Origin of the sequence: Pseudoxanthomonas sp. PXM01 (genome assembly GCF_014851815.1) — a bacterium.
Classification (GTDB): Bacteria; Pseudomonadota; Gammaproteobacteria; order Xanthomonadales; family Xanthomonadaceae; genus Pseudoxanthomonas_A.
On record NZ_JACVAJ010000003.1, the window covers coordinates 171,759 to 193,441 of the forward strand.

A 21,683-nucleotide genomic window follows, 5' to 3' on the forward strand; every position below is an offset into this window, starting at 1 on the left:
GCGTGCATGCGCCATGAGAGGCGGAAACGCGCTCGACTGCGGGGTGGCGATGACCGGACCTCCTCCGGACCCTCCGGTGTCAGACGCCGCATTGTTGTCTTCTGCCCGGCATGCAGCAATCCCCGGGCTCTAGAGTGAGTTGAGGCTGCGCGGCGGCGCGCGTCAGGCAGCGGAGGTGCAGGCCCGGCTGGCGCCCCGGCGATTCAACGCTCGGCGCCCAGATAGTCCAGCGTCACCTGCAGCAGCGCGCGCAGGCCGACGTCGAGCGCGCCTTCGTCCAGCATGAACTCCGGCGAGTGGTTGCTCGGCGCCGCGACCGGATCGATGCCCTTGGCGGTGCTGCCGACGAAGAAGAACATCGAGGGCACTTCGCGCGCGTAGAACGAGAAGTCCTCCGCCCCCATCTGCAGCGACGGCGTGATGACGTTGTCGGCGCCGACAACGGCCTGCAGGCTGGGCAGCATCCGCGCGGTCAACTCGGGGTTGTTGACGGTGACGGGGTTGCCGTCGTTGTCGGGCACGCTCGCTTCCACCTTCGCACCATGCGCGGCGGCGACATGCGTGGCGACGTTCTTCAGGTCGGCGAAGATCTTCTTCCGCATGCCCTCGTCGAAGGTGCGGATGGTGCCGACCACTTCCACGTCGTCGGGAATGATGTTGTAGCGGATGCCGCCCTTGATCGCGCCGAAGCTGACCACCGCCGGCAGTTTCGAGATGTCGGTACGACGACTGACGATGGTCTGGGTGGTGCCGATGATGTCGGCCATCGCCACGATCGGATCGATGCCGCCCCACGGCCGCGAGCCATGCGTCTGCCGGCCGATGACCTTCAGCGTGAAGGCATCCGACGCCGCCATCAACGGCCCCTGGCGCACGCCGATCTGGCCGACCGGGATCGACGAGAACACATGCAGGCCGAACACCGCCTCCGGCTTGAAGTCCTTGAACACGCCTTCGGCCAGCATCAGCGACGCACCGCCTTCCTCGCCGGCCGGCGCGCCTTCCTCGGCGGGCTGGAACACCAGCAGTACTTCACCCGGCAACTGGTCCTTCATCGCCGCCAGCGACTTCGCCACGCCCAGCAGGATGCCGGTATGCGCGTCATGGCCACAGGCGTGCATCACGCCGACGGTCTCGCCGCGATAGGTCGCGGTCGCCTTCGATGCGAACGGCAGGCTGTTGCGCTCGGTCACCGGCAGCGCATCCATGTCGGCGCGCAGGGCGATGCGCGGGCCGGGCTTGCCGCCCTTGATGACGGCGGTGACGCCATGGTGCGCGATGCCCGTGCGCGGCTGAAGCCCCAGCTTGCGCAGTTCCTCGGCCACGCGTTTCGCCGTCTGCTCCTCGCGGTTCGACAGTTCCGGGTACTGATGGAAATGCCGGCGCCAGTCGACCACCTGCTGCTGCAGGGCCTTGCCGGCGGCGGCGACCTCGGTTCGCTGGACGGGCGCGGCCTCCTGCGCCCGTACCGGACTGCCGACCGATGCGATGGCCAGCGTGAGGGCGGAAAGCAGCAGTCGGTTATGCATGGCGACGTCCGGCAGGAGGGAAGGAGAGGCAGACAGTAGTCGCTTACTTCGCCGGTGTCGCGTACATGTCTTCGATGTTGGCGGTGTACTCGGCCAGCGATTCCATGCCAAGGGCGGCGCGACGCGCCTCCACGTGTTCGGCATCCTCGATCGCTTGAGGCTGCAGCTTTCCGTCCACCGTGTGGAACTGCGTTCCATAAAGCTGCGGTTTGCCCTGGGCAAGGCGTACGCGGTCGGTCAGGTAGGCCAGATGGATGCCGGACGCCTGCTGACGCGAAACGGCGTCATGCAGCATCACCAGCACCTGTTCCTGGAACGCCGGATCCTGGTCGGCATGCTGGGCCAGCAGGAAGAAGCCCTGGCTGCCGCTCCTGCCGACGAGGTCGTAGCCCGGCCATCCGTGTTCTGCCAGATAGGCTTTCAGCCAGGCGGTGTTGTCGCGATCGACCTCACCCAGCGTGGCGGCAACGGCCGCATTCTCCGGGTCCCGCATCGCCCGGTTGCGGGCCTCCTGGTCCTTGTCGATGCGGTGCTGGAGTTCATCCAGCAGGGCGTCGTCGCGGCGGCTTACCAGCGATGCCATGTCGCCCCGGTAGCGGGCCAGCAACACCTGCCAGCGCGGATCGTCGTGCAGGGACACTAGGTCGGCGTCGTCGGCGATATGGCTGCGCAGCAGGTCAGAAGGCGTCGCTTCGAGGCGGGAAAGCGCGCCTTCGCTGTCGCCTGCCAACGCCAGGCAGCATGCGGTGTCGTAGGCGGCACCGCGCACGGGCGGAGTGCGATCGGCCTGCTGGCCGTACAGGCGCGCGCAGGCGGGGTAGTCCTTCGCCTTGTAGGCGCCCAGCGCGCTGCGATGGTCGGCGGCGTGGGTGGCGGCGATGGCGCAGACGCCTGCGCAAGCGATCAGGAAGCGGGGGATACGCATCGTCGTCGTCCCTGGCGATGGAGGAGGTCCTAGAATACACACGCGTTCCACCCGCCATTGGCGTGGACGACAGCCCCCCGACAGCGTTCTTCCATGCCCGACCTCGCCCTGCAGGTGCTCCTGCTGCTGTTTCTCGCCGCGATGCTGGCGGGCTTCATCGATGCCATCGCCGGTGGCGGCGGCATGGTGACCATCCCGGCGATGCTGCTGGCCGGCATTCCGCCGCTGCAGGTGCTGGGCACCAACAAGCTGCAGTCGCTGTTCGGCTCCGGCTCGGCCAGCTGGGCGTACGCGCGGCATGGCCACGTCGATCTCAAGGGCCAGTTGCCGATGGTGCTCACCGCCGCGCTGGGCGCGGTGGGCGGCGCGCTGCTGGCGACGGTGATTCCGGTCGAGTGGCTGAAGTGGGCGCTGCCGTTCCTGCTGGTCGGCATCGCCATCTACTTCGGGCTGAAGCCGGACATCGGCCATGTGGACCGGCACCAGCGCATGCGCCCGCAGGTGTTCGCGCTGACGTTCGTGCCGGTGATCGGCTTCTACGACGGCGTGTTCGGGCCGGGTACCGGGTCGTTCCTGATGCTGGGCTTCGTGGCGCTGGCGGGTTTCGGCATCCTCAAGGCCACCGCGCACACCAAGTTCCTCAACTTCGGCTCCAACCTCGGCGCGTTCGTCGTGTTCCTGCTGCACGGTTCGGTGCTGTGGAAGGTCGGCCTGCTGATGGGCGCGGGCCAGTTCCTCGGTGCACAGCTCGGCTCGCGCTTCGCGATGAAGCAGGGCGCGCGCATCATCAAACCGCTGCTGGTGACCGTCTCCATCGCGCTGGCGATCCGCCTGCTGGCGGATCCGCAGCATCCGTTGCGGGTGTGGGTGGCGTCGTTCTGACCCGTGGTGTGGTTGTGGGAGCGACGTAAGTCGCGATGCTCTTCCTCGGGCCACACGAAAAGCTCGCGACTTACGTCGCTCCCACAACCATTCTCCCTCAAGGCGTGTGGAGGTAATCCCACGCCACCTGCAGCATCGCCTTGCTACCGGTCTCCAGCGCCTGTTCGTCGAGCAGGAACTGCGGCGAGTGGTTGATCGGCGCGGTGGCGGGATCGATGCCGGCCGAGGTCGAGCCGACGAAGAAGTAGAAGCCCGGCACCGTATTGGCGAACTGCGAGAAGTCCTCGGCGATGGTCACCGGCGTTACGTCGATCACCTTGTCCTCGCCGACCGCGCGCGCCAGTGACGGCCTCACCCGCTGCGCCAGCGCCGGCTGGTTGATCGTCGCGGGCGCGTTGTTGACCACCTTCAGTTCGGCGTTGCCTTCGCTGGCATGCGCATAGTCGGTCGCAATCCGCCGGAACCGTGCGATCACGTCCTCGCGTACGGCCGGCTCGAAGGTGCGCAGCGTGCCGACCAGCATCGCCTCATCGGGGATGATGTTGAAGCGCACGCCGCTGTTGAACTGGCCGGCGGTCAGCACGACCGGGTTGGCGGCGATGTTCACCTGCCGCGCGATCATGCTCTGCGTGCCGAGCAGGATCTGCGCGCCCAGCGTGATCGGGTCCACGCCATCCCACGGCCGCGAGCCGTGCGTCTGCTTGCCGCGCACCACCAGCGTCCATTCGTCCGCCGCCGCCATCAGCGGACCGCTGCGGTAGCCGACGGTGCCGACGGGCAGGCCGGCCCATACATGCAGGCCGAACACGGCGTCGGGGGTGAAGTCCTTGAACACGCCTTCCTGCAGCATCAGCGCCGCGCCGAACACCTCGCCTGCGACCGGCGGGCCTTCCTCGGCCGGCTGGAACACGAACATCACTTCGCCCGGCAGGTCGTCCTTCGCCGCGACCAGCGCCTGCGCCACGCCCATCAGAATGGCGACGTGCGCATCATGGCCGCAGGCGTGCATCACGCCGACTGGCTGGCCGCGGTATTCGGCTTTGACCTTGGATGCGAACGGCAGGTTCGTCTGCTCGGTGACCGGCAGTGCATCCATGTCGGCACGCAGTGCGATGCGCGGGCCGGGCTTCGCGCCCTTCAGCACCGCGACCACGCCGGTCTTGCCGACGCCGGTGCGCACGCTCAGGCCGAGCGAACGCAGGTGGTCGGCGACCAGTTTCGCGGTGCGCGTTTCCTGCTCGCCCAGTTCGGGATGCTGGTGGAGGTCGCGGCGCCACTGCACGAGCGTCGGCTGCGCCTGCTCCAGTGCAGTGAAGGCGGTGTCCTGCGCCCGCGCGTCCGTGCCGGCCAGCGAGGCGGTGGCGACGAGCAGGGCGGCGAACAGGCGGTGGGCGCAAAGCATGGCGGCATCCGGAACGGGTGGGGAACACGATGCTAGCCCGTGCGGTGCGCGCGTCCAATGGCGAATCACCATGAGGGCACGCGTGCACGCGGCTCGCATTCGATACGCGTGCGTGTCAGGCTCGCAGGCCACGAAAAGGCCTGCACGCCCATGACCCGCGACGCCGATCCCGCTTCCTCCCGCCCGTTGCAGGGCGATGCCGCGTTGCTGCGCGCGGTCGGCAGCCTGGCGCTGGCGGCGGCGGTCATCAACATCATTGTCGGCGGCGGCATCTTCAAGATGCCGGCGGCGCTGTCGTCGCAGGTCGGTGCCGCAGCGCCACTGGCGCTGCTGGCCGGTGCGCTGGTGATGGTACCCGTGGCGCTGTGCTTCGCCGCGATCGGCAGCCGTGCCTCTGCGACCGGCGGCCCTTACACCTACGTCAGTGCGGTGTTCGGCACGCTCCCGGGCTTCCTCGCGGGCGCGCTGATGTGGATCTGCAATGTCGCCTCCAGTGCCGGCGTCGCAGCCGCGCTGTCATTGCAGGCCGCCAGCCTGTGGCCGGTCTTCGATGCGCCACTGCCGCGCGCGCTGTTGCTGCTGGGCGTGTATGCCGCCATCTACGCGCTCAACGCGTTCGGCGTGAAGCTTGGCGCGCGGGCGGTGATGGCGCTGGCCACGCTGAAGCTGGTGCCGCTGTTCCTGCTGGTGGTCGTGGGCCTCGCCTTTGTCGACACCACGCAGGTCAGCTTCGCCTTCGCCGATGTGCCGTCATGGAGTGCGCTGGGCGCGGCGATGGTGATGGTGGTGTTCGCCTACTCCGGCGTCGAGACGGCGCTGATTCCGGGTGGCGAAGTGCGCGACCCCTCGCGCAGCGTGCCGCGCGCGGCGCTCAGTGCGATCCTGCTGGTGGTGCTGCTGTACCTCGGCCTGCAGATCGTCTGCCAGGGTGTGCTGGGTCCGGCATTGGCCAGCAGCAGCGTGCCGATCGCCGAAACCGCAGGCCGGCTGTGGGATCCGGCGCGGATCGCATTGCTGGTGACGGCCTGCATTTCTATGGCGGGCTTCCTGCTCGGCAACCTGCTGGGCTCGTCGCGGCTGCTGTTTGCGCTGGGGCGCGACGGCTACCTGCCGCAGGCCTTTGGTCGCGTCAGCGCGACGCATCGCGTGCCGCTGCTGGCGCTGGCCGCGCATGCGGGCATCGCCTGCGTGCTGGCGGTGCTGGGCAACTTCGAAGCGCTGGTGCTGATCTCCGGCGGCGCGGTCTGCCTGGTCTACGTGATGGTCTGCGTCGCCGCCTGGCGCGCGCAGCGCAGCGACCTGCGCGAGCGGGGCGAGCCGTTCGTGCTGCGTGGCGGTCCGCTGGTGCCGGGGCTGGCGGTGGTGGGCATGCTCGCCATCCTCACCACGCTGAGCACACGCGAATGGACGGCGATCGGCGTGGCCGTGGTGGTGCTGGCGGTGGTGTATGCGGTGCTGGTCGGGCTGCGGCGGCGCGTGGGTAGCTGAGCTGCCGGAGCGGTGGGAAAGTTGGTTGTGGGAGCGACGTAAGTCGCGAAGCTTTTCCCAAGGCTGCAAGAAGAGCTCGCGACTTACGTCGCTCCCACACCTGACATCCCGGGACCTGACATCCCCACACCTGTTTCCCCCATTCCTGCAAGGATCAGCGGAACACCACCGTCCTGTGTCCGTTCAACAGGATGCGGTGTTCGACATGGCGGCGCACGGCGCGCGCAAGCACCAGCGATTCGATGTCGCTGCCCATGCGCACCAGTTCCTTCGGCGTCATCGCATGATCCACGCGGGCGACGTCCTGTTCGATGATCGGGCCTTCGTCGAGGTCGCGGGTCACGTAATGCGCCGTGGCGCCGATGATCTTGACCCCGCGCTGGTGCGCCTGGTGGTACGGCTTGGCGCCCTTGAAGCTGGGCAGGAAGCTGTGGTGGATGTTGATGGCGCGGCCGGCCAGCGCGTCGCACAGCTCGGGCGATAGGATCTGCATGTAGCGCGCCAGCACGACGAGATCGATCTGCTCGCGCTCGACCAGGTCGACGATATGCCGCTCCTGCTCGACCCGGTTGCCCGCCGACACCGGCAGGTGGTGGAAGGCCACGCCGTAGGACTGCGCCAGCGGTGCGAAGTCGGCGTGGTTGGACGCGATGCAGGCGATCTCCACCGGCAGCTGGCGGCTGTGCACACGGAACAGCAGGTCGTTGAGGCAGTGGCCCTGCTTGCTGACCAGCACCATCAGGCGTGCCTTGCGGCTGGCATCGTGGATCTGCCAGTCCATGCCGAACATCTCCGCCAGCGAGGCGAAGCCTTCCTGCAGCACATCGATCTCGGCCGCGCCGGGCACGTCGAAGTGCACGCGCAGGAAGAACCGGCCCGATTCGTCGTCGCCGAACTGCTGGGCGTCGAGGATGTTGCAGCCGGATTCGTACAGCAGGCCGGTGACGCGGTAGACGATGCCGGTGGTGTCGGGGCAGGAGAGGGTGAGGATGTGGTCGCGGCGCATTCGGATGTCGGAGGGGTTATTCGCAACGGGCGGCGGTGATCTGGTTCTGCGCGTCGATGTAGACGCGCAGGCGGTCGTTGCGCGTGTCGTGCTTCACGGCGGTGGTGGGGCCGATGGGATTGACCAGCCCCGCGCCGCTCTCACTCGACAGGCGCTTGAGCGTGGCTTCGTCCGCCGGCTGACCCACCGCCCAGCCCAGAGCCGCATCGCTGCAGCGACCGCTGCCCGCGACCTGTGGCCCGGGGGTGCTGACGCAACCGGACAACGCCATGAGCGCGGCCATCACGACGAGGCAGCGGAAAGACGAACGGCAGAACGGATGCGGGAAGGCCATGGCAGTATCTCCGTGCAGATGCAGCGCTGTTTAGCACACTCGCCGGCGGAACGCGCGCCGGCACCTCTTCCCTGCCGTCGGAGATCGCCATGGATCGTCGCTTCGTCCTGCCGCTCGCGCTTGCCGCCACCCTGTTGTCCTCGCTGACCGCGCCTCCTGCCGATGCCTGCACCCGCCTGGTCTACCTGGGCGCCAACGACGACGTCATCACCGCCCGTTCGATGGACTGGAAGAACGACGTGGCGACCAATCTGTGGATCTTCCCGCGCGGGATGGCCCGCAGCGGGCAGGCCGGGCCGAACTCGGTGAGCTGGACGTCGAAGTACGGCAGCGTCATCGCGACCGGCTACGACATCTCCACCACCGACGGCATGAACGAAGCAGGCTTGGTCGCCAACGTGCTGTGGCTGGTCGAATCCGAGTATCCCGCCTACGACGGCCGCGGTCCCGGCCTGAGCATCGCCGCGTGGGCGCAGTACGCGCTGGACAACTACGGCAGCGTCAAGGAGGCCGTCGACGCGCTGCGCAGGCAGCCCTTCACCGTGGTCCGACAAGGTGCCCGGCGAGGACCGGCTGACCACGCTGCACCTGTCGCTGTCCGACGCCAGCGGTGACAGCGCCATCATCGAGTACATCGGCGGCAAGCAGGTGATCCACCACGACCGCGCGTACCAGGTGATGACCAACTCGCCGGTGTTCGACCAGCAGCTCGCGCTCAATGCGTACTGGAAGCAGATCGGCGGCACGGTGATGCTGCCCGGGACCAATCGCGCCTCGGACCGCTTCGCGCGGGCCTCGTTCTACGTCAACGCGATCCCGAAGGCCGAAGATCCGGTGAAGGCGCTGGCCAGCGTCTTCAGCGTGATCCGCAATGCGTCGGTGCCGTTCGGCATCAACACGCCGGAAGAGCCGAACATCTCCTCCACGCGCTGGCGCACCGTCGCCGACCACAAGCGCAAGCTGTACTTCTTCGAGTCCGCGCTGACGCCCAACACCTTCTGGGTCGATCTGAAGGACATCGACTTCTCGAAGGAGACCGGCAAGGTGATGAAGCTGGATCTCGGCGCGGACCAGCGCAACGTGTTCGCCGGCAACGCAGTGAAGGACTTCAAGCCCGCACAGCCGTTCGTGTTCCAGGGCCTGTAGTCAGAGGTCGAACGCCAGCAGGTCGTGCCCGGTGGCGGCGCGCACGACACGCCGGTACAGCACGTTGCCACTGCCGGCGTTGGTCAGCGCCACCAGCGCGCGCTGGCCGCGCAGGTCGCCCAGCGCGAAGTTCTTGAAGATGTTGCCGTTGCTGCCTGAGTGGTAGAACACCGGGCCGCGCGGCGTCCCCTCCAGGTTCCAGCCGAGTCCCTTGTCGGTCCAGCGGCCGGGCACGTCGATCTGCTTCGTCAGCATTGCCGTGCGCGTGGCCTCGGTGACCTGCCACGGTTCGCGTCGCGGGCTCACCATCAGCGCCATGAAGCGGGCGTAATCGGTCGGCGTGGTGCGGAGGCTGGCCGCGGCATTGGCGAGGATATCGCCGGCCCAGTTCACCAGCCCCTTCGGCGCGATCGCCTGGACCTCGGGTAACGCGCGCACCGCGTCTTCGTAGCGCCATGCCGACAGCGGCTTTCCCCAGCGGTCGGCGACGGTCTGCGCGGCATTCCACGTGTCGCGCAGCATCTGCGGCGGCATGCCCGTTTCCTCGTCGTCGACCGCGCGATGGCCGTAGACGGAACGGGCAGCAAGATCCTTGCTCCACGTATAGCTGCTGTCGCGCATGCCGGCCGGGCCGAACAGCAGGCGCTGCATCGTTTCGTCCAGGCTCTCGCCGGTCAACGTTTCCACCGCCAGCTGCAGCCAGAAGATCGCTTCACCCGAATAGTCGATGCGCGTGCCCGGCTTCACCACGGGCACGAGCTTCTCGTTCGCCGGATCCTTGCGCCAGTTCGGCATGCCGGTGGAGTGGCGCAGGACATCGCGCGCGGTGACCAGGTTCACCCAAGGGTGGTCGGCGAGATAGTCCATGCGCCGGTAGCGCACCAGCGGCGCATCGAGATCGAGCACGCCCTGGTCGGCAAGCTGCAACACGAGATACGCGAACACCGGTTTGCTCAGCGAGGCGTCCTCGAACAGCGTGTCGTCCGCCACCGGTGTCCGCGTCTCCGCATTCAGCACGCCAAGGTTGCGCGCCCACACCACCTCACCGCGCTCGACCACCGCCATGCCGATGGCTGGCACGCGCAACGCCTGCATCAGGCGCGGCAGGTCGGCGAGGAAGTCGTCGGGGGGGATCCAGTTCGCGTCGTCGTCGCAGGCCGCGGCGTGTGCGGCCTGAGGCCAGGCAGTCATTGCGAGCGTCGATAGCGTGGCGGCTTTCAGCCAATGGCGGCGCGGGAGCGAGGAGGGCAGCGAAGGGCTCATGCAGGGCGGGTCCGGAAGTCGGCTGTATGAAGTTTGACGAACGAGAGCGCCGAACCCCCTCCATGCGGTCCGTATCCGCGGCCACTGCGCTGGTCCGACCCGCGTACTCGGAATGTCTCGCCTGCCTCGGTCGCTGCGCCGGGCGCCTGTGGCCTCCGGCTTGCGGCACTGACCTGCACGTTCGGCCCGTCTTCTCGGACGGGATATGTCACATACGTGAAGGCTGCACGCGCGACGGTGCGCTCGGCGCAATGACGCCACTGTTGCGAACGCTGCGTGTGCTTTTCGGAGGTCGCAGGTGCATGCATCGCCACGAGTGTGCCGTGCGTCGCGCTTTCGATATCGCGCCTCGCGTGGCCCTGCCGTGGGCGTCCTCTTCATTGCCAGCCCACCGACATGTCCTGACGTAGCGATGCCGGAAGGCGAGCTTTCGCCGCCCGCTGTGGCGGTACGTGGAAGGTGCGACGTTCTGGCGGGAACACGCGTGGCCAGCAGTGGGAGAGGGGAAATGTGCCACAGGATCATCATTGCCATCGCGCTTGCAGGCTGCGGGCTGCTTGCAAGCCTGGTTGCAGGCGCAGTGCAACTGCCGCAGGGCTCCAACTGGACGGGGTCGTCCGGTTCGACAGAGTCCTACAAGGACACGGCATCGGGACTGCGTGTCCGGGTTCGACTGACGGCCGGCACGACCGGTACCACAGCGGTGTATGAAGGCGGCGACACGTCGTCAATGAACGCGGGCAGTGGCATCACCACGAGTCCGGTGTTGCCCAACGGCACCAATGCGCTGACGCTGGTCACATACATTTCCGAATGCCAAACCCTCTACTCGGCATCGCTGACTTGTAGTGGCCTAGGCAGGCTCACCATCGACTTCACCGATAGTGCCGGAAATCTGGTGCCGGTCCGCAACCCGCGCCTGCACATCTCGCGCCTCGGAGGAAGTACCTTGCCCTCGGATGACGATGATCCCATCTTCCATCATGGCGCGACCCTGACCCTGGTCACGCCCGGCGTTTCGCTGGGCACTCCAAGCTCTGCGTCGCTGGTCATCGAAGGTGGAAGCACCATCCGGCATGCAGGTTTCAGTGCAAGCAACACCAGCGTCGCCTGTTCGAGCACCGTGAGCGCCAGCGCCGGCTGCGGGACGGTGCCGCTGACCGGCACCACGTCGCAACTCGCCTTCGACATGGGCTCGCGGCGCCGTACCACCGCGACGCGATGGGATTTCCCGGCTGCTACGACGGCTAGTGGCGATGGCTATCTCATTACCGTGACTTCCGATGAAGACTTTGGTGATGCACCCGCCAGTTACGAACCCACGGGCACCGCTGCCGCCAGTCATCTTGTCGGAGGACTGATGCTGGGTGCGGCCGTCACCGCCGACAACACGTCGGTCTTCAACACCGGCGGCGTGCGTCCCAGTCCCATCGGCAATGCCACGGCGACCGGCGACAGCAATGATGACGGCACCACGTTCACCACCGTGGTCAGTACGCCGGGCATGATCCATAGCCAGTCGGTGACATTGGCCGGGACGTCGCGTGCGGGACGCGTGTGCGGCTGGATCGACTTCAATCGCAGCGGCACGTTCACCAACACCAGCCCTGTCGAGCGCGCCTGCGCGGACTTTGCCGCGGGTGCGACGAGCGTCGACCTGCGTTGGACAGTGCCCGCCGGCACCACGGGCGGTGCCAGCTTCGCGCGCCTGCGCGCCAGTTTCGATACTGCAGGTGTGCAGAATCCCAATGGTGTGCTGCACAGCGGCGAGGTGGAGGACTACGCCATCACCTTGCAGGCTGCGACCCCGTTGAACTGCGATGCCACGCTCTATCTCACGCAGACGGGTGGCGCGCTGCACACGATCAACCGCTCAGCCAATCCGTTTACCTATCCCACATTGGGATCGGGCGGGCTCGGCATCAATGCGATGGGCTACAACCCGGCCGACAACCATCTGTATGCACTCAGAACCCAGTCCACTGATGAGGGGAGGCGGCTGTATCGCATCGATGCGTCCGGTGCACGTGTCGATCTGGGCCTGGTGAGCGGTCTCCCCGTGCCGGGGGGCAGCAACGCGTACTTTGCGGGTGCGTTCACCACGGCAGGCGACAACGCGCTGTATGTCACCGATGGCGTAAACAACAACCGGATGTACCGGATCGACGTGACGACGATGCAGGCGACGCAGATCACGCTGAGCCGCAACCTGTACGTGGCAGACTTCGACTACGCCAACGGCTTGTTCTACGGTATCGAAACCAACACGGGGCAACTGGTCTCGATCCATCCCGCCAATGGCACCGTGACCAACATCGGCACCGCGGGACCCACCGGCGTCATCGCAGCTGTCTGGGCTGACAGCCTTGGCTTGTACGGCTTACTCAATGAAGGCGGCTTCTACCGTTTCGACACGGTCACCGGCGCGCGCACCCTGATCTCTGATTCTCCGGCTGCAGCCTCCAGTGACGGTGCCCGGTGCCCCGGGGGCCCGGCGCTCACGTTCAATGCCGATCCGGCGATCACCAAGACCGACGGCGCGAACACGTACACGCCGGGCACCAACGTGGCGTACACCATCGTGGCCAGCAACAACGGCCCGTTTGGTGCGCAGAACGCGCGCGTGCAGGATGCGCTGCCAAGCGGCATCACCACGGCCAGCTGGACGTGTGTTGCCGCGAATGGCGCAGCATGCCGCACGGCGAGCGGCACGGGCGCCATCGATGCCCGCGTGGACCTGCCGGTCGGCGGCACAGCGACGTTCACGCTCACCATGGCTGTGCCCACCACCTTCAGTGGCGCGTTGACCAATACGGCCACGATTGCGGTGGCGCCGGGCAATACGGACAGCGTCACCACCAACAACAGTGCGACCGACACCAACCAGCGTGCGCCGCGCGTGACCATCGCCAAGAACAGCGTGGGCGGCGTTGGCACCTTCAACTTCACCGGCAGCAATGGACTGACTGCCCAGGCCATCACCACCGTAACGGCGGGAACCGCGGTGAGCGGTACGACGCAATACCTCAGCGCTGCGAGCACAGTCACGACCGTTACCGAGGCAACACCGCCTGCTGGATTCGAGCTCACCGACATCAGCTGTACCGGCCTTCCTGCCGGCGGCAGCGCCACGCCCAACCTTGCGACGCGTACGGTCACGTTGAACGCGGCTGCGACCGCAGTGAATGCAGATGTCACCTGCACGTTCACCAACGCGCGGCAGGCAACGCTTCGCCTCCAGAAGTCCTTGCCGAATGGCCGCGTCGTTGCCGGCAACCAGTTCACGTTGTCCATTACGGGCACCGGCGCGCCGGCCGCGGTCACCACAACCGGAACGGGCACCACCGCGAACGGCACGGTCACCCACAGCAGTGCTACCGCAGGCAGTGTCTATACACTGTCCGAAACCGCAGCGGGATCACCGGCCACTTTGCCGGCCAACTACACGACGACCTACAGCTGCACCAATGCACGCGCAGGCGGACAGACGCCGAGCGGCAGCGGGACGAGCTTTACCGTCACGCCCGTGGCCGGCGATGACCTGACCTGTACCTTCGCCAATACGGCGCGGCCAGCCAATCCCTTGACCTGTGATGCCACCCTCTATCTCACCCAAACGGGAGGCGTGCTGTACACGATCAATCGTTCAAGCAATCCCTTCACTTACCAGACGCTGGGGACCGCGAGCGTGGCCCTCAACGCGATGGCCTACAACCCGGCTGACAACTATCTCTACGCATTGCGGAACCTGTCCGGCGACGATGGCAGGCGCCTGTACCGCATCGATGCGTCCGGTAACCGCGTCGAATTGGGCCTGGTGAATGGCCTGCCTGCACTGCCGACAGGTATTTCTTACTTTGCAGCCGCGTTCACCACCGCAGGCGACAACGCGATGTATGTCCAAGACGGAACGAACGGCAACCAGATGTACCGGATCGACGTCACGACGCTGCAGGCGACGCTGATCACACTCAGCCGCAACCTGTACGTAGCGGACTTCGATTACATCGGCGGCTTGTTCTATGGCATCGAGGGTTCTACGGGGCAACTGGTCTCGATCCATCCCGTCAATGGCACCGTCACCAACATCGGCACTGCGGGCCCCATCGGCACTGTCGGCGCTGTTTGGGCCGACAGCCTGGGTTTGTATGGCGTGCTCAATGCGGGTGGCTTCTACCGTTTCGATACGGTCACCGGGGCACGCACGCTGGTCTCGGATTCTCCGCCCACGTCATCCAACGACGGCGCCCGGTGCCCACTGGGCCCGGCGCTCACGTTCAATGCCGACCTGGCGATCACCAAGACCAATACGTCAACACAGGGCACCAGTGATCTGGCAGACGACACCTACGCGCCGGGTGAGAGCCGAACCTACACCATCGTCGTGACCAACAACGGGCCGTTCGGCGCGCAGAACCTCACCGTCAGCGACCCGCTGCCGACGGGTATCACCACGGCAAGCTGGACGTGTGCCAGTACCTCCGGTGATGCGGTCTGCGGCGCCGCCAGCGGCACCAATGCCATCAACGACACGGGGCTGGACCTGCCCGTGAATGCCGTCGCGACCTACACCTTGACGTTCACTGTCCCCACCAGCTTCACCGGCACGTTGACCAACGTGGCCAACGTCACCCCCGGCGCAGGGACGACGGACCCGACATCCGGCAACAACAGCGCCACCGATGCCGACACCCGCGCGCCGCAGCTCACGCTCGCCAAGTCCTGGGTCACCGCCAGGGTCAACGATGCCGCAACAATTACTGCGACGGGCACGCCGTCACCGATCGGCTCGGGCGCACTCAATGCGGTAGCGAACACCGCCACTGAAACCGATACCGCAGCGGGCCGCTACAGCCTGCAAAGGGGCCACACCTACACGATCACCGAAGCCTTCACTGCCGGCAACGCAGCCAGCTATGCGAAGTCGCTGAGCTGCACCGGCAACACGGGAACCGGAGCGGCGCTCGCCTATACCGCGAATGCGCTCAGCGGAACATTGACGGTCGGCAGCACGGCGACAGACATCACCTGCACCTTCGCAAACAGCGGACGCGCCACGCTGACCCTGCTCAAGACGGTGGTCAACGACAACGACGGCACGCAGCTGCCGAACGCGTGGACGTTGACGGCGACCGGTCCGACCAACATCAGCGGCACAACAGGCGCCGCGACGGTGACCAATGCTTCGGTGAACCCGGGCACGTACACACTGGCCGAGAGCGCGACGCCGACCGGTTACACCGCGAGTCTGTACAGCTGCGTCAAGAACGGTGCTGCTGCGGTGTCGGGCAACAGCCTCGTGCTGGCTGCAGGCGACACCGCGACCTGCACGATCACCAACAATGACCGTCCAGCCACGCTGACTCTGATCAAAGCGGTAATCAACGACAACGGCGGCACGCAGCCGGCGAGCGCATGGACATTGTCGGCAACGGGTCCGACCAACATCAGCGGCGCGACCGGCACCGCGGCGGTGACCAACGCCTCGGTGAACCCGGGGACGTATGCGTTGGCCGAGAGCGCGACGCCCGTCGGTTACACCGCGAGTCCGTACAGCTGCATCAAGAACGGTGCTGCCGCGGTCTCGGGCAACAGCCTCGTGCTCGCCGCGGGCGACACCGCGACCTGCACAATCAACAACAACGACCGGCCCGCCACGCTGACCCTGGTCAAGACGGTGACCAACGACAACGGCGGCACGCAGGCGGCCAGCGCATGGACGTTGACGGCAACGGGCCCGACCAACATTAGTGGCGCGACGGGAACCGCGGCAGTGACCAATGCCTCGGTGAACCCGGGTACGTACACGCTGGCCGAAAGCGCGACGCCGCTGCACTACGTTGCCAGTCCTTACAACTGCGTCAAGAACGGTGCTGCCGCGGTCTCGGGCAACAGCCTCGTGCTCGCTGCGGGCGACACCGCCACCTGCACGATCAACAACAATGACAGCAACCAGACAGACGTGCAGATCGAAAAGACCGCCACGCCAAGTCCGGTGCGGTCGGGTGAGCGCGTCCAGTTCACCTTGGTGGTGACCAACCGGGGGCCGGCCGCCGCCGCCGGCGCTGTCGTGAGGGATCCGGCCGTGGCCGGACTCGATTGCACTGCCGCGGGGTTGCCGCTGGCGTCCTGTTCGGCATCGGGCGGTGCCACGTGTCCCGCCTCGACGACGGCCAGTGGCCTGCAGACCGGCGTCGCGATTCCCGTGCTTCCTAACGGAGGGACCGTCACGATCCAATTCACCTGCAATGTGACCGCCAGCGGCCTGCCGTAGGTCCGGTTCGCGCCCTGCGCCTTTCCGGTAGCAAGGAAGACCCCGCATCGCGGGGTCTTCTCATTTGTGACCCCGCCGCCAGGAAGCACCCCGTACCGACGGGCAATGTCGCACCGTGAAGGCGAACCGGATGCCAGCCGCCCCCTCCGCCCGATAACCGGCTGCGTCATGGCGGCATGTGGAGGTTGCCCAGCATCACTGGCTGGCACTACGGGTGGGTGGCAGCCGTGTAAATGTCATTACTTTCAGATGAGCGGAATGTCCTGCCCCTCAGTTGAAGGGCGATTACATAGTTTCGATATCACATTATCAGCGGTGCGCACTTCGCCCGTCAGCGGGACGCGCCAGGGAATGGGATGACATGGCGGCGGGCTCCCGTATGGAACGGGAGGCGCCGGTCTCCAGGGGAAAACACATGCTTGATCGCCGCTCAGACCACCACGGCTGCACGTCCTCCCACGCACTTCACTTCGGGCTTCCCGCCTGCTGCCGGAAAGGATTGCGGTGATGGCGAAGTGCATAGCTGAGACGTCGGCGGAATCCGTGTCCACGGGCACGCCATTCATCGCTCGTATCCCTGGTGTAGCTCGTGGGCTTGCCGCAGCAGGGTTGCTGCTGGCCGGCACAATCGGCCAGGTCCAGGCTCAGAACTGCCCGGCGGGCAGCTTCAACCCTTTCGCGGCCTACGACGACCAGAATCAAAGCCAGACTGTCGTCACCAACAACGTCGTGATGGTCGGGTCATCACGGCTCCAGCTCACGCACACCACGGCCGGCAGCGCGAGCATCAGTGTGAACGCGATCAATGACCAGCACGTCGCTGGCCAGATCGGCGTGCGACTGGGGCATGGCGGCAACGCCAATTCGACTAGCAATTACATCGAATCGATCTATGCGTTTCGCAACCCGGCGAACCTGAGCCAGTACCTGCCGGTGTCCGGCCTCGTCTTCAGCCTGCATGACGTCGACGCGGCTGACAACGTCATTGTCGATGCCTATCCCGCCGGCAGTTCGACGCCGATTTCCTTGAGCACCAGCATCTACACCCTCGATACGTCGACCGGCGCCACAGTCGTGTCGTATGCGGGAAGCAACCGTTTCACCTCGCAGGCCGTCGATATCGGCAATCGCCGCGGCACGATCAATTTCGACTTTGCCGGCTACAGCATCGACCGGGTAGTGCTGCGCTACTACGACACCTCCGATGCCGGCACCTACACGGCCGCCGGCTTTCTTGCCTGCAATGCGACGCTGACCCTCAACAAGACCACGTTGGGTGGGTCCGGTGGTCCCTTCGGATTCACCCTGACCAACACCTCGCGGAATACGGGTGGCACGGCAACCACGTCAGCGGCGAATTCCCCTGTACAGGTCGACGGCAACGCAGGCACCGCCGGCGTGCAGCCCTTCGGCATCGCCAATGCGGCGGCGGCGGTCACCATCGCCGAGAGCAGTCTCCCGACCGGGTGGAGTCTGACAAATGCGACCTGCAGTAACGCCGCGGGAACGACCGTCGGCAGTCTTGCGTCCGGCACCTACACGATCCCCGGCGGCAGCATCGGGCCAGCTGCGGCATTGACCTGCACGTTCACGAATGCGCGGACGACGCTTCGCCTGCAGAAGGCGCTGCCGAATGGGCGTACGGTGGGGTCGGACCAGTTCACATTGTCCATCGCCGGCGCGGGGGCACCCGCCGCCGTCACGACGACCGGCAGTGGCAGCACCGCGACGGGTGCGGTCACGCACGCAACTGCGACGGCGGGCAGCAGCTATACCCTGTCGGAATCGGCTGCGGGCTCCACGGTACTGGCGAACTACACGACGACCTACAGCTGCACCAATGCGCGCGCAGGCGGACAGACGCCGAGCGGCAGCGGCACGAGCTTCTCCGTCACGCCCGTGGCCGGCGATGACCTGACCTGCACCTTCGCCAACACGGCACCGTCGTCCACTCCATTGACCTGCGATGCCACCCTGTATCTCACCCAGACGGGTGGGGTGCTGTATACGATCAACCGCTCGGGCAATCCTTTTACCTACCAGACGCTGGGGACCGCGAGCGTGGCCCTCAACGCGATGGCCTACAACCCGGCTGACAACTATCTCTACGCATTGCGGAACCTGTCCGGCGACGATGGCAGGCGCCTGTACCGCATCGATGCGTCCGGTAATCGCGTCGAACTGGGTCTGGTGACCGGCCTGCCTGCGCCGCCGACAAGCATTTCGTACTTTGCAGGCGCGTTCACCACGGCAGGCGACAACGCGCTATATGTCACCGATGGCGTGAACGATAACCGGATGTATCGGATCGACGTGACGACGCTTCAGGCGACGCTGATCACGCTGAGCCGCAACCTGTACGTGGCGGACTTCGATTACATCGGCGGCTTGTTCTATGGCATCGAGGGTTCTACGGGGCAATTGGTCTCGATCCATCCCATCAATGGCACCGTGACCAACATCGGCACCCCGGGACCCACCGGCATTGTCGGTGCGATCTGGGCCGACAACCTGGGTCTGTACGGCGTGCTCAATACGGGTGGCTTCTACCGGTTCGATACGGTCACCGGAGCACGCACGCTCATCTCGGGTTCTCCGACCACGTCATCCAACGACGGCGCCCGGTGCCCCGTGGGTCCGCCGCTCACGTTCAACGCCGATCTGGCAATCACCAAGACCGATGGCGCCACCACGTACACGCCGGGTACCAACGTGGTGTACACGATCGTAGCCAGCAACAATGGCCCCTTCGGTGCGCAGAACGCGCGCGTGCAGGATGCGTTGCCTAGCGGCATTACCACGGCCAGTTGGACGTGTGCTGCGGCGAATGGCGCAGCATGCCGCACGGCGAGCGGCACGGGCGCCATCGATACCCGCGTGGATCTGCCGGTCGGCGGCACCGCGACATTCGCGCTGACGATGGCCGTGCCCACGAATTTCACGGGAAATCTGGTCAACACGGCCACCGTGACGCCGGATGTGGGCAACTCGGATCCCGTGCCGGGCAACAACTCGGCCACGGATACCAACGGAGCCCGCACGGCGCTGACGTTGATCAAGACCGTGACCAACGACGATGGCGGCACACAGTCGCCGATCGCGTGGACGCTCTCGGCGGCAGGGCCGACGCCCATCAGTGGCACGACCGGATCGGCGGCGGTGACCAATGTCGCGGTGAATCCGGGCACGTATACGCTGTCGGAAAGTGCGTTTCCATCCGGCTACTCCGCAACGCCTTATAGTTGCGCCATCAATGGTGGCGTGCCTGTCAGCGGCAACAGCATCACCCTGGCGGCGGGTGACAATGCTGTCTGCCGGATTCACAACGACGACACTGGCGTGGCTGGGCAGCCTGCTGCTTGCGGCATTACCAGCCACTCGGGTGCGAGCGGCGCTTCGTTCGTGTTCGGGCCGGGTGGTGTCAATGCCAGCGCCTCGCTGCAGAACATCACCTTTGACGCGGGTTCGACGGCGGGCGGCTCGATCAACCGCTTCGTCGACAGCACGGGGCGCGCCTACACGACGCCAGCAGGTCCGGGGCGCTGGCTGCTGACCAACAGCAACACCACGACCCGCCTGACCGTAACGTTCTCGCCGGCGATTCCCGCGCATCGGATCGGACTGGCGATCTACGACATCGGCACGTGGGACGCGACCATGCCCAACAACAGTGAGGATCCGGCCTACAACCCTTCGTTGACGCTTTCACTGTCGGGCGGCGCCACGTCGGGTCAGTTTGTGGCACACCAGACAGGCGCATTGGCGACGCTCGCAAGGTACACGCCGGCGAGCGGCGTGGTCACGATGGACAGCACGGCCTACCAGTCGGGCGTCGAGCGGACCTGGCGGCAGTCGGTTTTCCTGCGCGGCAATGCCAATGCGCTGGTGAGCACGCTCACGTTGACGGCCACCAACATCAAGCCCGGCGACAACATCGGCTTCGGTCTGGTGGCGATTCCTTCGTGCGTCACGGTGAGCAAGGTCACCGAAGGTGGCGTGGGTAGCTTCGATTTCACCACCACCAACATCAACAACTGGGACAGCACCGCTGCGGCGTCACCCATCACGTTGACCACCGCCGCGACAGGCACGCCTGTCAGCTCCGCGCGCCACTACTACGCGCATCCGATCAGCAGCAACAGCCAGGGCACGCAGCCGGTCACCCTCAGCGAAGCCATCCCTGCCAGCTGGATCCTCTCGCCGGCCCAGTGCACGGACGCCAACAGCAGCCGCAACGGCAACACCGGCAGCTTTGGCAGCCTCGCGGGCGGCACATTGACGATTCCCGCGGATCGCATGCGATTCGAATCCAACATCACCTGCACCTTCACCAATACGCGCGCGGCGATCCTGCGCCTGCAGAAGGCATTGCCCGACGGGCGCGCGGCGGCGGCGGACCAGTTCACGCTGTCGATGACCGGCGCCGGCGCACCGGCACCGCTGACCACGACAGGCACCGGCAGTACGGCAGCCGGCACGGTTTCGCATGCCACGGCGACGCCGGGTTCGGCTTATGTCCTGTCAGAAGCGGCGGCAGGTGGCGCGGATCTCACCCACTACGTGTCCAGCTACAGCTGCAGCAATGCGCGGTCCGGCGGCCAGGCGCCAAGCGGGAGTGGCGCGTCGTTCGGCGTGACGCCGGCGGCGGGCGACGACCTGACGTGCACGTTCTCCAACCTGCGCCGGAGCACCGACATCTCGATCCTGAAGACGGTGGCGGCGGATCCGGTGGTCAGCGGCGGGCAAGCGCAGTTCACCCTGGTGGTGACCAACCATGGTCCGATGGCGGCCGATGGCGCGACGGTGCGGGATCCTGCCATGGCCGGACTCGACTGCACCACCGCCGGCTTGCCGGCCCCGACCTGTTCGGCGACCCCCGGCACCACGTGTCCCAGCCCGCTGACTGCCGCCGGCCTGCAGGCCGGCTTGCCGGTCCCGACCTTCCCGAGCGGGGGGGTCGTCACGCTCGGCCTGACCTGCAGCGTCACCGCCAGCGGAACGCCTTGAGGGCAGGGTTGGAGGCGCGCGTCGCGGCAGACGCGCGTCTGCCCGCTGCTTGACGCGTCGCCCGTCGCGGGCGTAACGTTCGCACCGCCAAGGTTTCCATCTCTTTATCCGAATAAAGAGATGGAATTAAAAGGGAAGCCGGTGCGGCCTGTTCGATGGGCCCATTCCGGCGCTGCCCCGCAGCGGTATTTGGAAACGAACCTCGCCAACAGCACTGGTCCCCACATGGACCGGGAAGCGGCGGGAAGTAGGCCAGCGCACCCGCGCCCGTCCATGAGCCCGAAGACCTGCCCTGGCCGGAAGACACGACCGTCCTCCGACTGACCTGGAGCTTCCGAGGGGAGGTGGCCGGAGCCCGTGTCCGTGCGCGCCTGCCCGGATGCGTCCTCCTGCGCCCGACCTCGGCACTCCGGCTCGCCCGCGGGGG

Annotated in this window: 10 protein-coding genes, 1 pseudogene and 1 riboswitch; of the genes and pseudogenes, 5 read left to right on the forward strand and 6 right to left on the reverse strand. The window is 66.4% G+C overall.

Going from position 1 to position 21,683, the window contains the following annotated elements; genetic code table 11:
* Nucleotides 1–203: 203 nt before the first annotated feature.
* Together IB230_RS17380 and IB230_RS17385 are read right to left on the reverse strand one after the other, a co-directional pair.
* Nucleotides 204–1,529: a M20 family metallopeptidase gene (locus IB230_RS17380; RefSeq protein WP_192274129.1), complete on the reverse strand. Its 1,326-nt coding sequence runs from the start codon at nt 1,527–1,529 to the stop codon at nt 204–206.
* 43 nt (nt 1,530–1,572) lie between these two features.
* On the reverse strand, nt 1,573–2,454 hold the full coding sequence (locus IB230_RS17385; RefSeq protein WP_192274130.1) for a DUF6624 domain-containing protein: 882 nt from the start codon (nt 2,452–2,454) through the stop codon (nt 1,573–1,575).
* A gap of 93 nt (nt 2,455–2,547) precedes the next feature.
* On the opposite strand from IB230_RS17385, the gene IB230_RS17390 reads away from it, so the two are divergent.
* Nucleotides 2,548–3,336: a TSUP family transporter gene (locus tag IB230_RS17390; RefSeq protein ID WP_192274131.1), complete on the forward strand. Its 789-nt coding sequence runs from the start codon at nt 2,548–2,550 to the stop codon at nt 3,334–3,336.
* 97 nt (nt 3,337–3,433) lie between these two features.
* On the opposite strand, the gene IB230_RS17395 is transcribed toward IB230_RS17390, so the two are convergent.
* Nucleotides 3,434–4,738, reverse strand: a complete 1,305-nt coding sequence (locus IB230_RS17395) for an amidohydrolase (RefSeq protein ID WP_192274132.1) — start codon at nt 4,736–4,738, stop codon at nt 3,434–3,436.
* Nucleotides 4,739–4,888: 150 nt separating this feature from the next.
* Here IB230_RS17395 and IB230_RS17400 point away from each other — a divergent pair, with 150 nt between their 5' ends.
* A complete protein-coding gene (locus tag IB230_RS17400) occupies nt 4,889–6,226 on the forward strand; it encodes an APC family permease (protein WP_192274133.1) in 1,338 nt (445 codons plus the stop codon).
* A gap of 154 nt (nt 6,227–6,380) precedes the next feature.
* Here the strand turns inward: IB230_RS17400 and purU are convergent, their stop codons facing one another.
* Together purU and IB230_RS17410 are read right to left on the reverse strand one after the other, a co-directional pair.
* Complete coding sequence (purU, locus tag IB230_RS17405; RefSeq protein WP_192274134.1) at nt 6,381–7,232, reverse strand: formyltetrahydrofolate deformylase; 852 nt, start codon at nt 7,230–7,232, stop codon at nt 6,381–6,383.
* Nucleotides 7,233–7,248: 16 nt separating this feature from the next.
* Entirely contained in the window at nt 7,249–7,566 is a 318-nt protein-coding gene (locus tag IB230_RS17410) for a hypothetical protein (protein WP_192274135.1), read from the reverse strand.
* Nucleotides 7,567–7,655: 89 nt separating this feature from the next.
* On the opposite strand from IB230_RS17410, the pseudogene IB230_RS19955 reads away from it, so the two are divergent.
* Nucleotides 7,656–8,712, forward strand: a pseudogene (locus IB230_RS19955) (linear amide C-N hydrolase).
* On the opposite strand, the gene IB230_RS17420 reads toward IB230_RS19955, so the two are convergent.
* Nucleotides 8,713–9,975 carry a serine hydrolase domain-containing protein gene (locus IB230_RS17420; protein ID WP_192274136.1) on the reverse strand — a complete coding sequence of 421 codons (1,263 nt, stop codon included), beginning with the start codon at nt 9,973–9,975 and terminating at the stop codon, nt 8,713–8,715.
* 508 nt (nt 9,976–10,483) lie between these two features.
* Between IB230_RS17420 and IB230_RS17425 the strand changes: the two genes are divergently transcribed.
* Both IB230_RS17425 and IB230_RS17430 read left to right on the forward strand, forming a co-directional pair.
* On the forward strand, nt 10,484–16,249 hold the full coding sequence (locus tag IB230_RS17425; protein WP_192274137.1) for a GEVED domain-containing protein: 5,766 nt from the start codon (nt 10,484–10,486) through the stop codon (nt 16,247–16,249).
* 792 nt (nt 16,250–17,041) lie between these two features.
* Nucleotides 17,042–21,256, forward strand: a complete 4,215-nt coding sequence (locus IB230_RS17430; protein ID WP_192274138.1) for a DUF11 domain-containing protein — start codon at nt 17,042–17,044, stop codon at nt 21,254–21,256.
* Nucleotides 21,257–21,329: 73 nt separating this feature from the next.
* A riboswitch (cobalamin riboswitch) is annotated at nt 21,330–21,566 on the forward strand.
* Nucleotides 21,567–21,683: the final 117 nt, after the last annotated feature.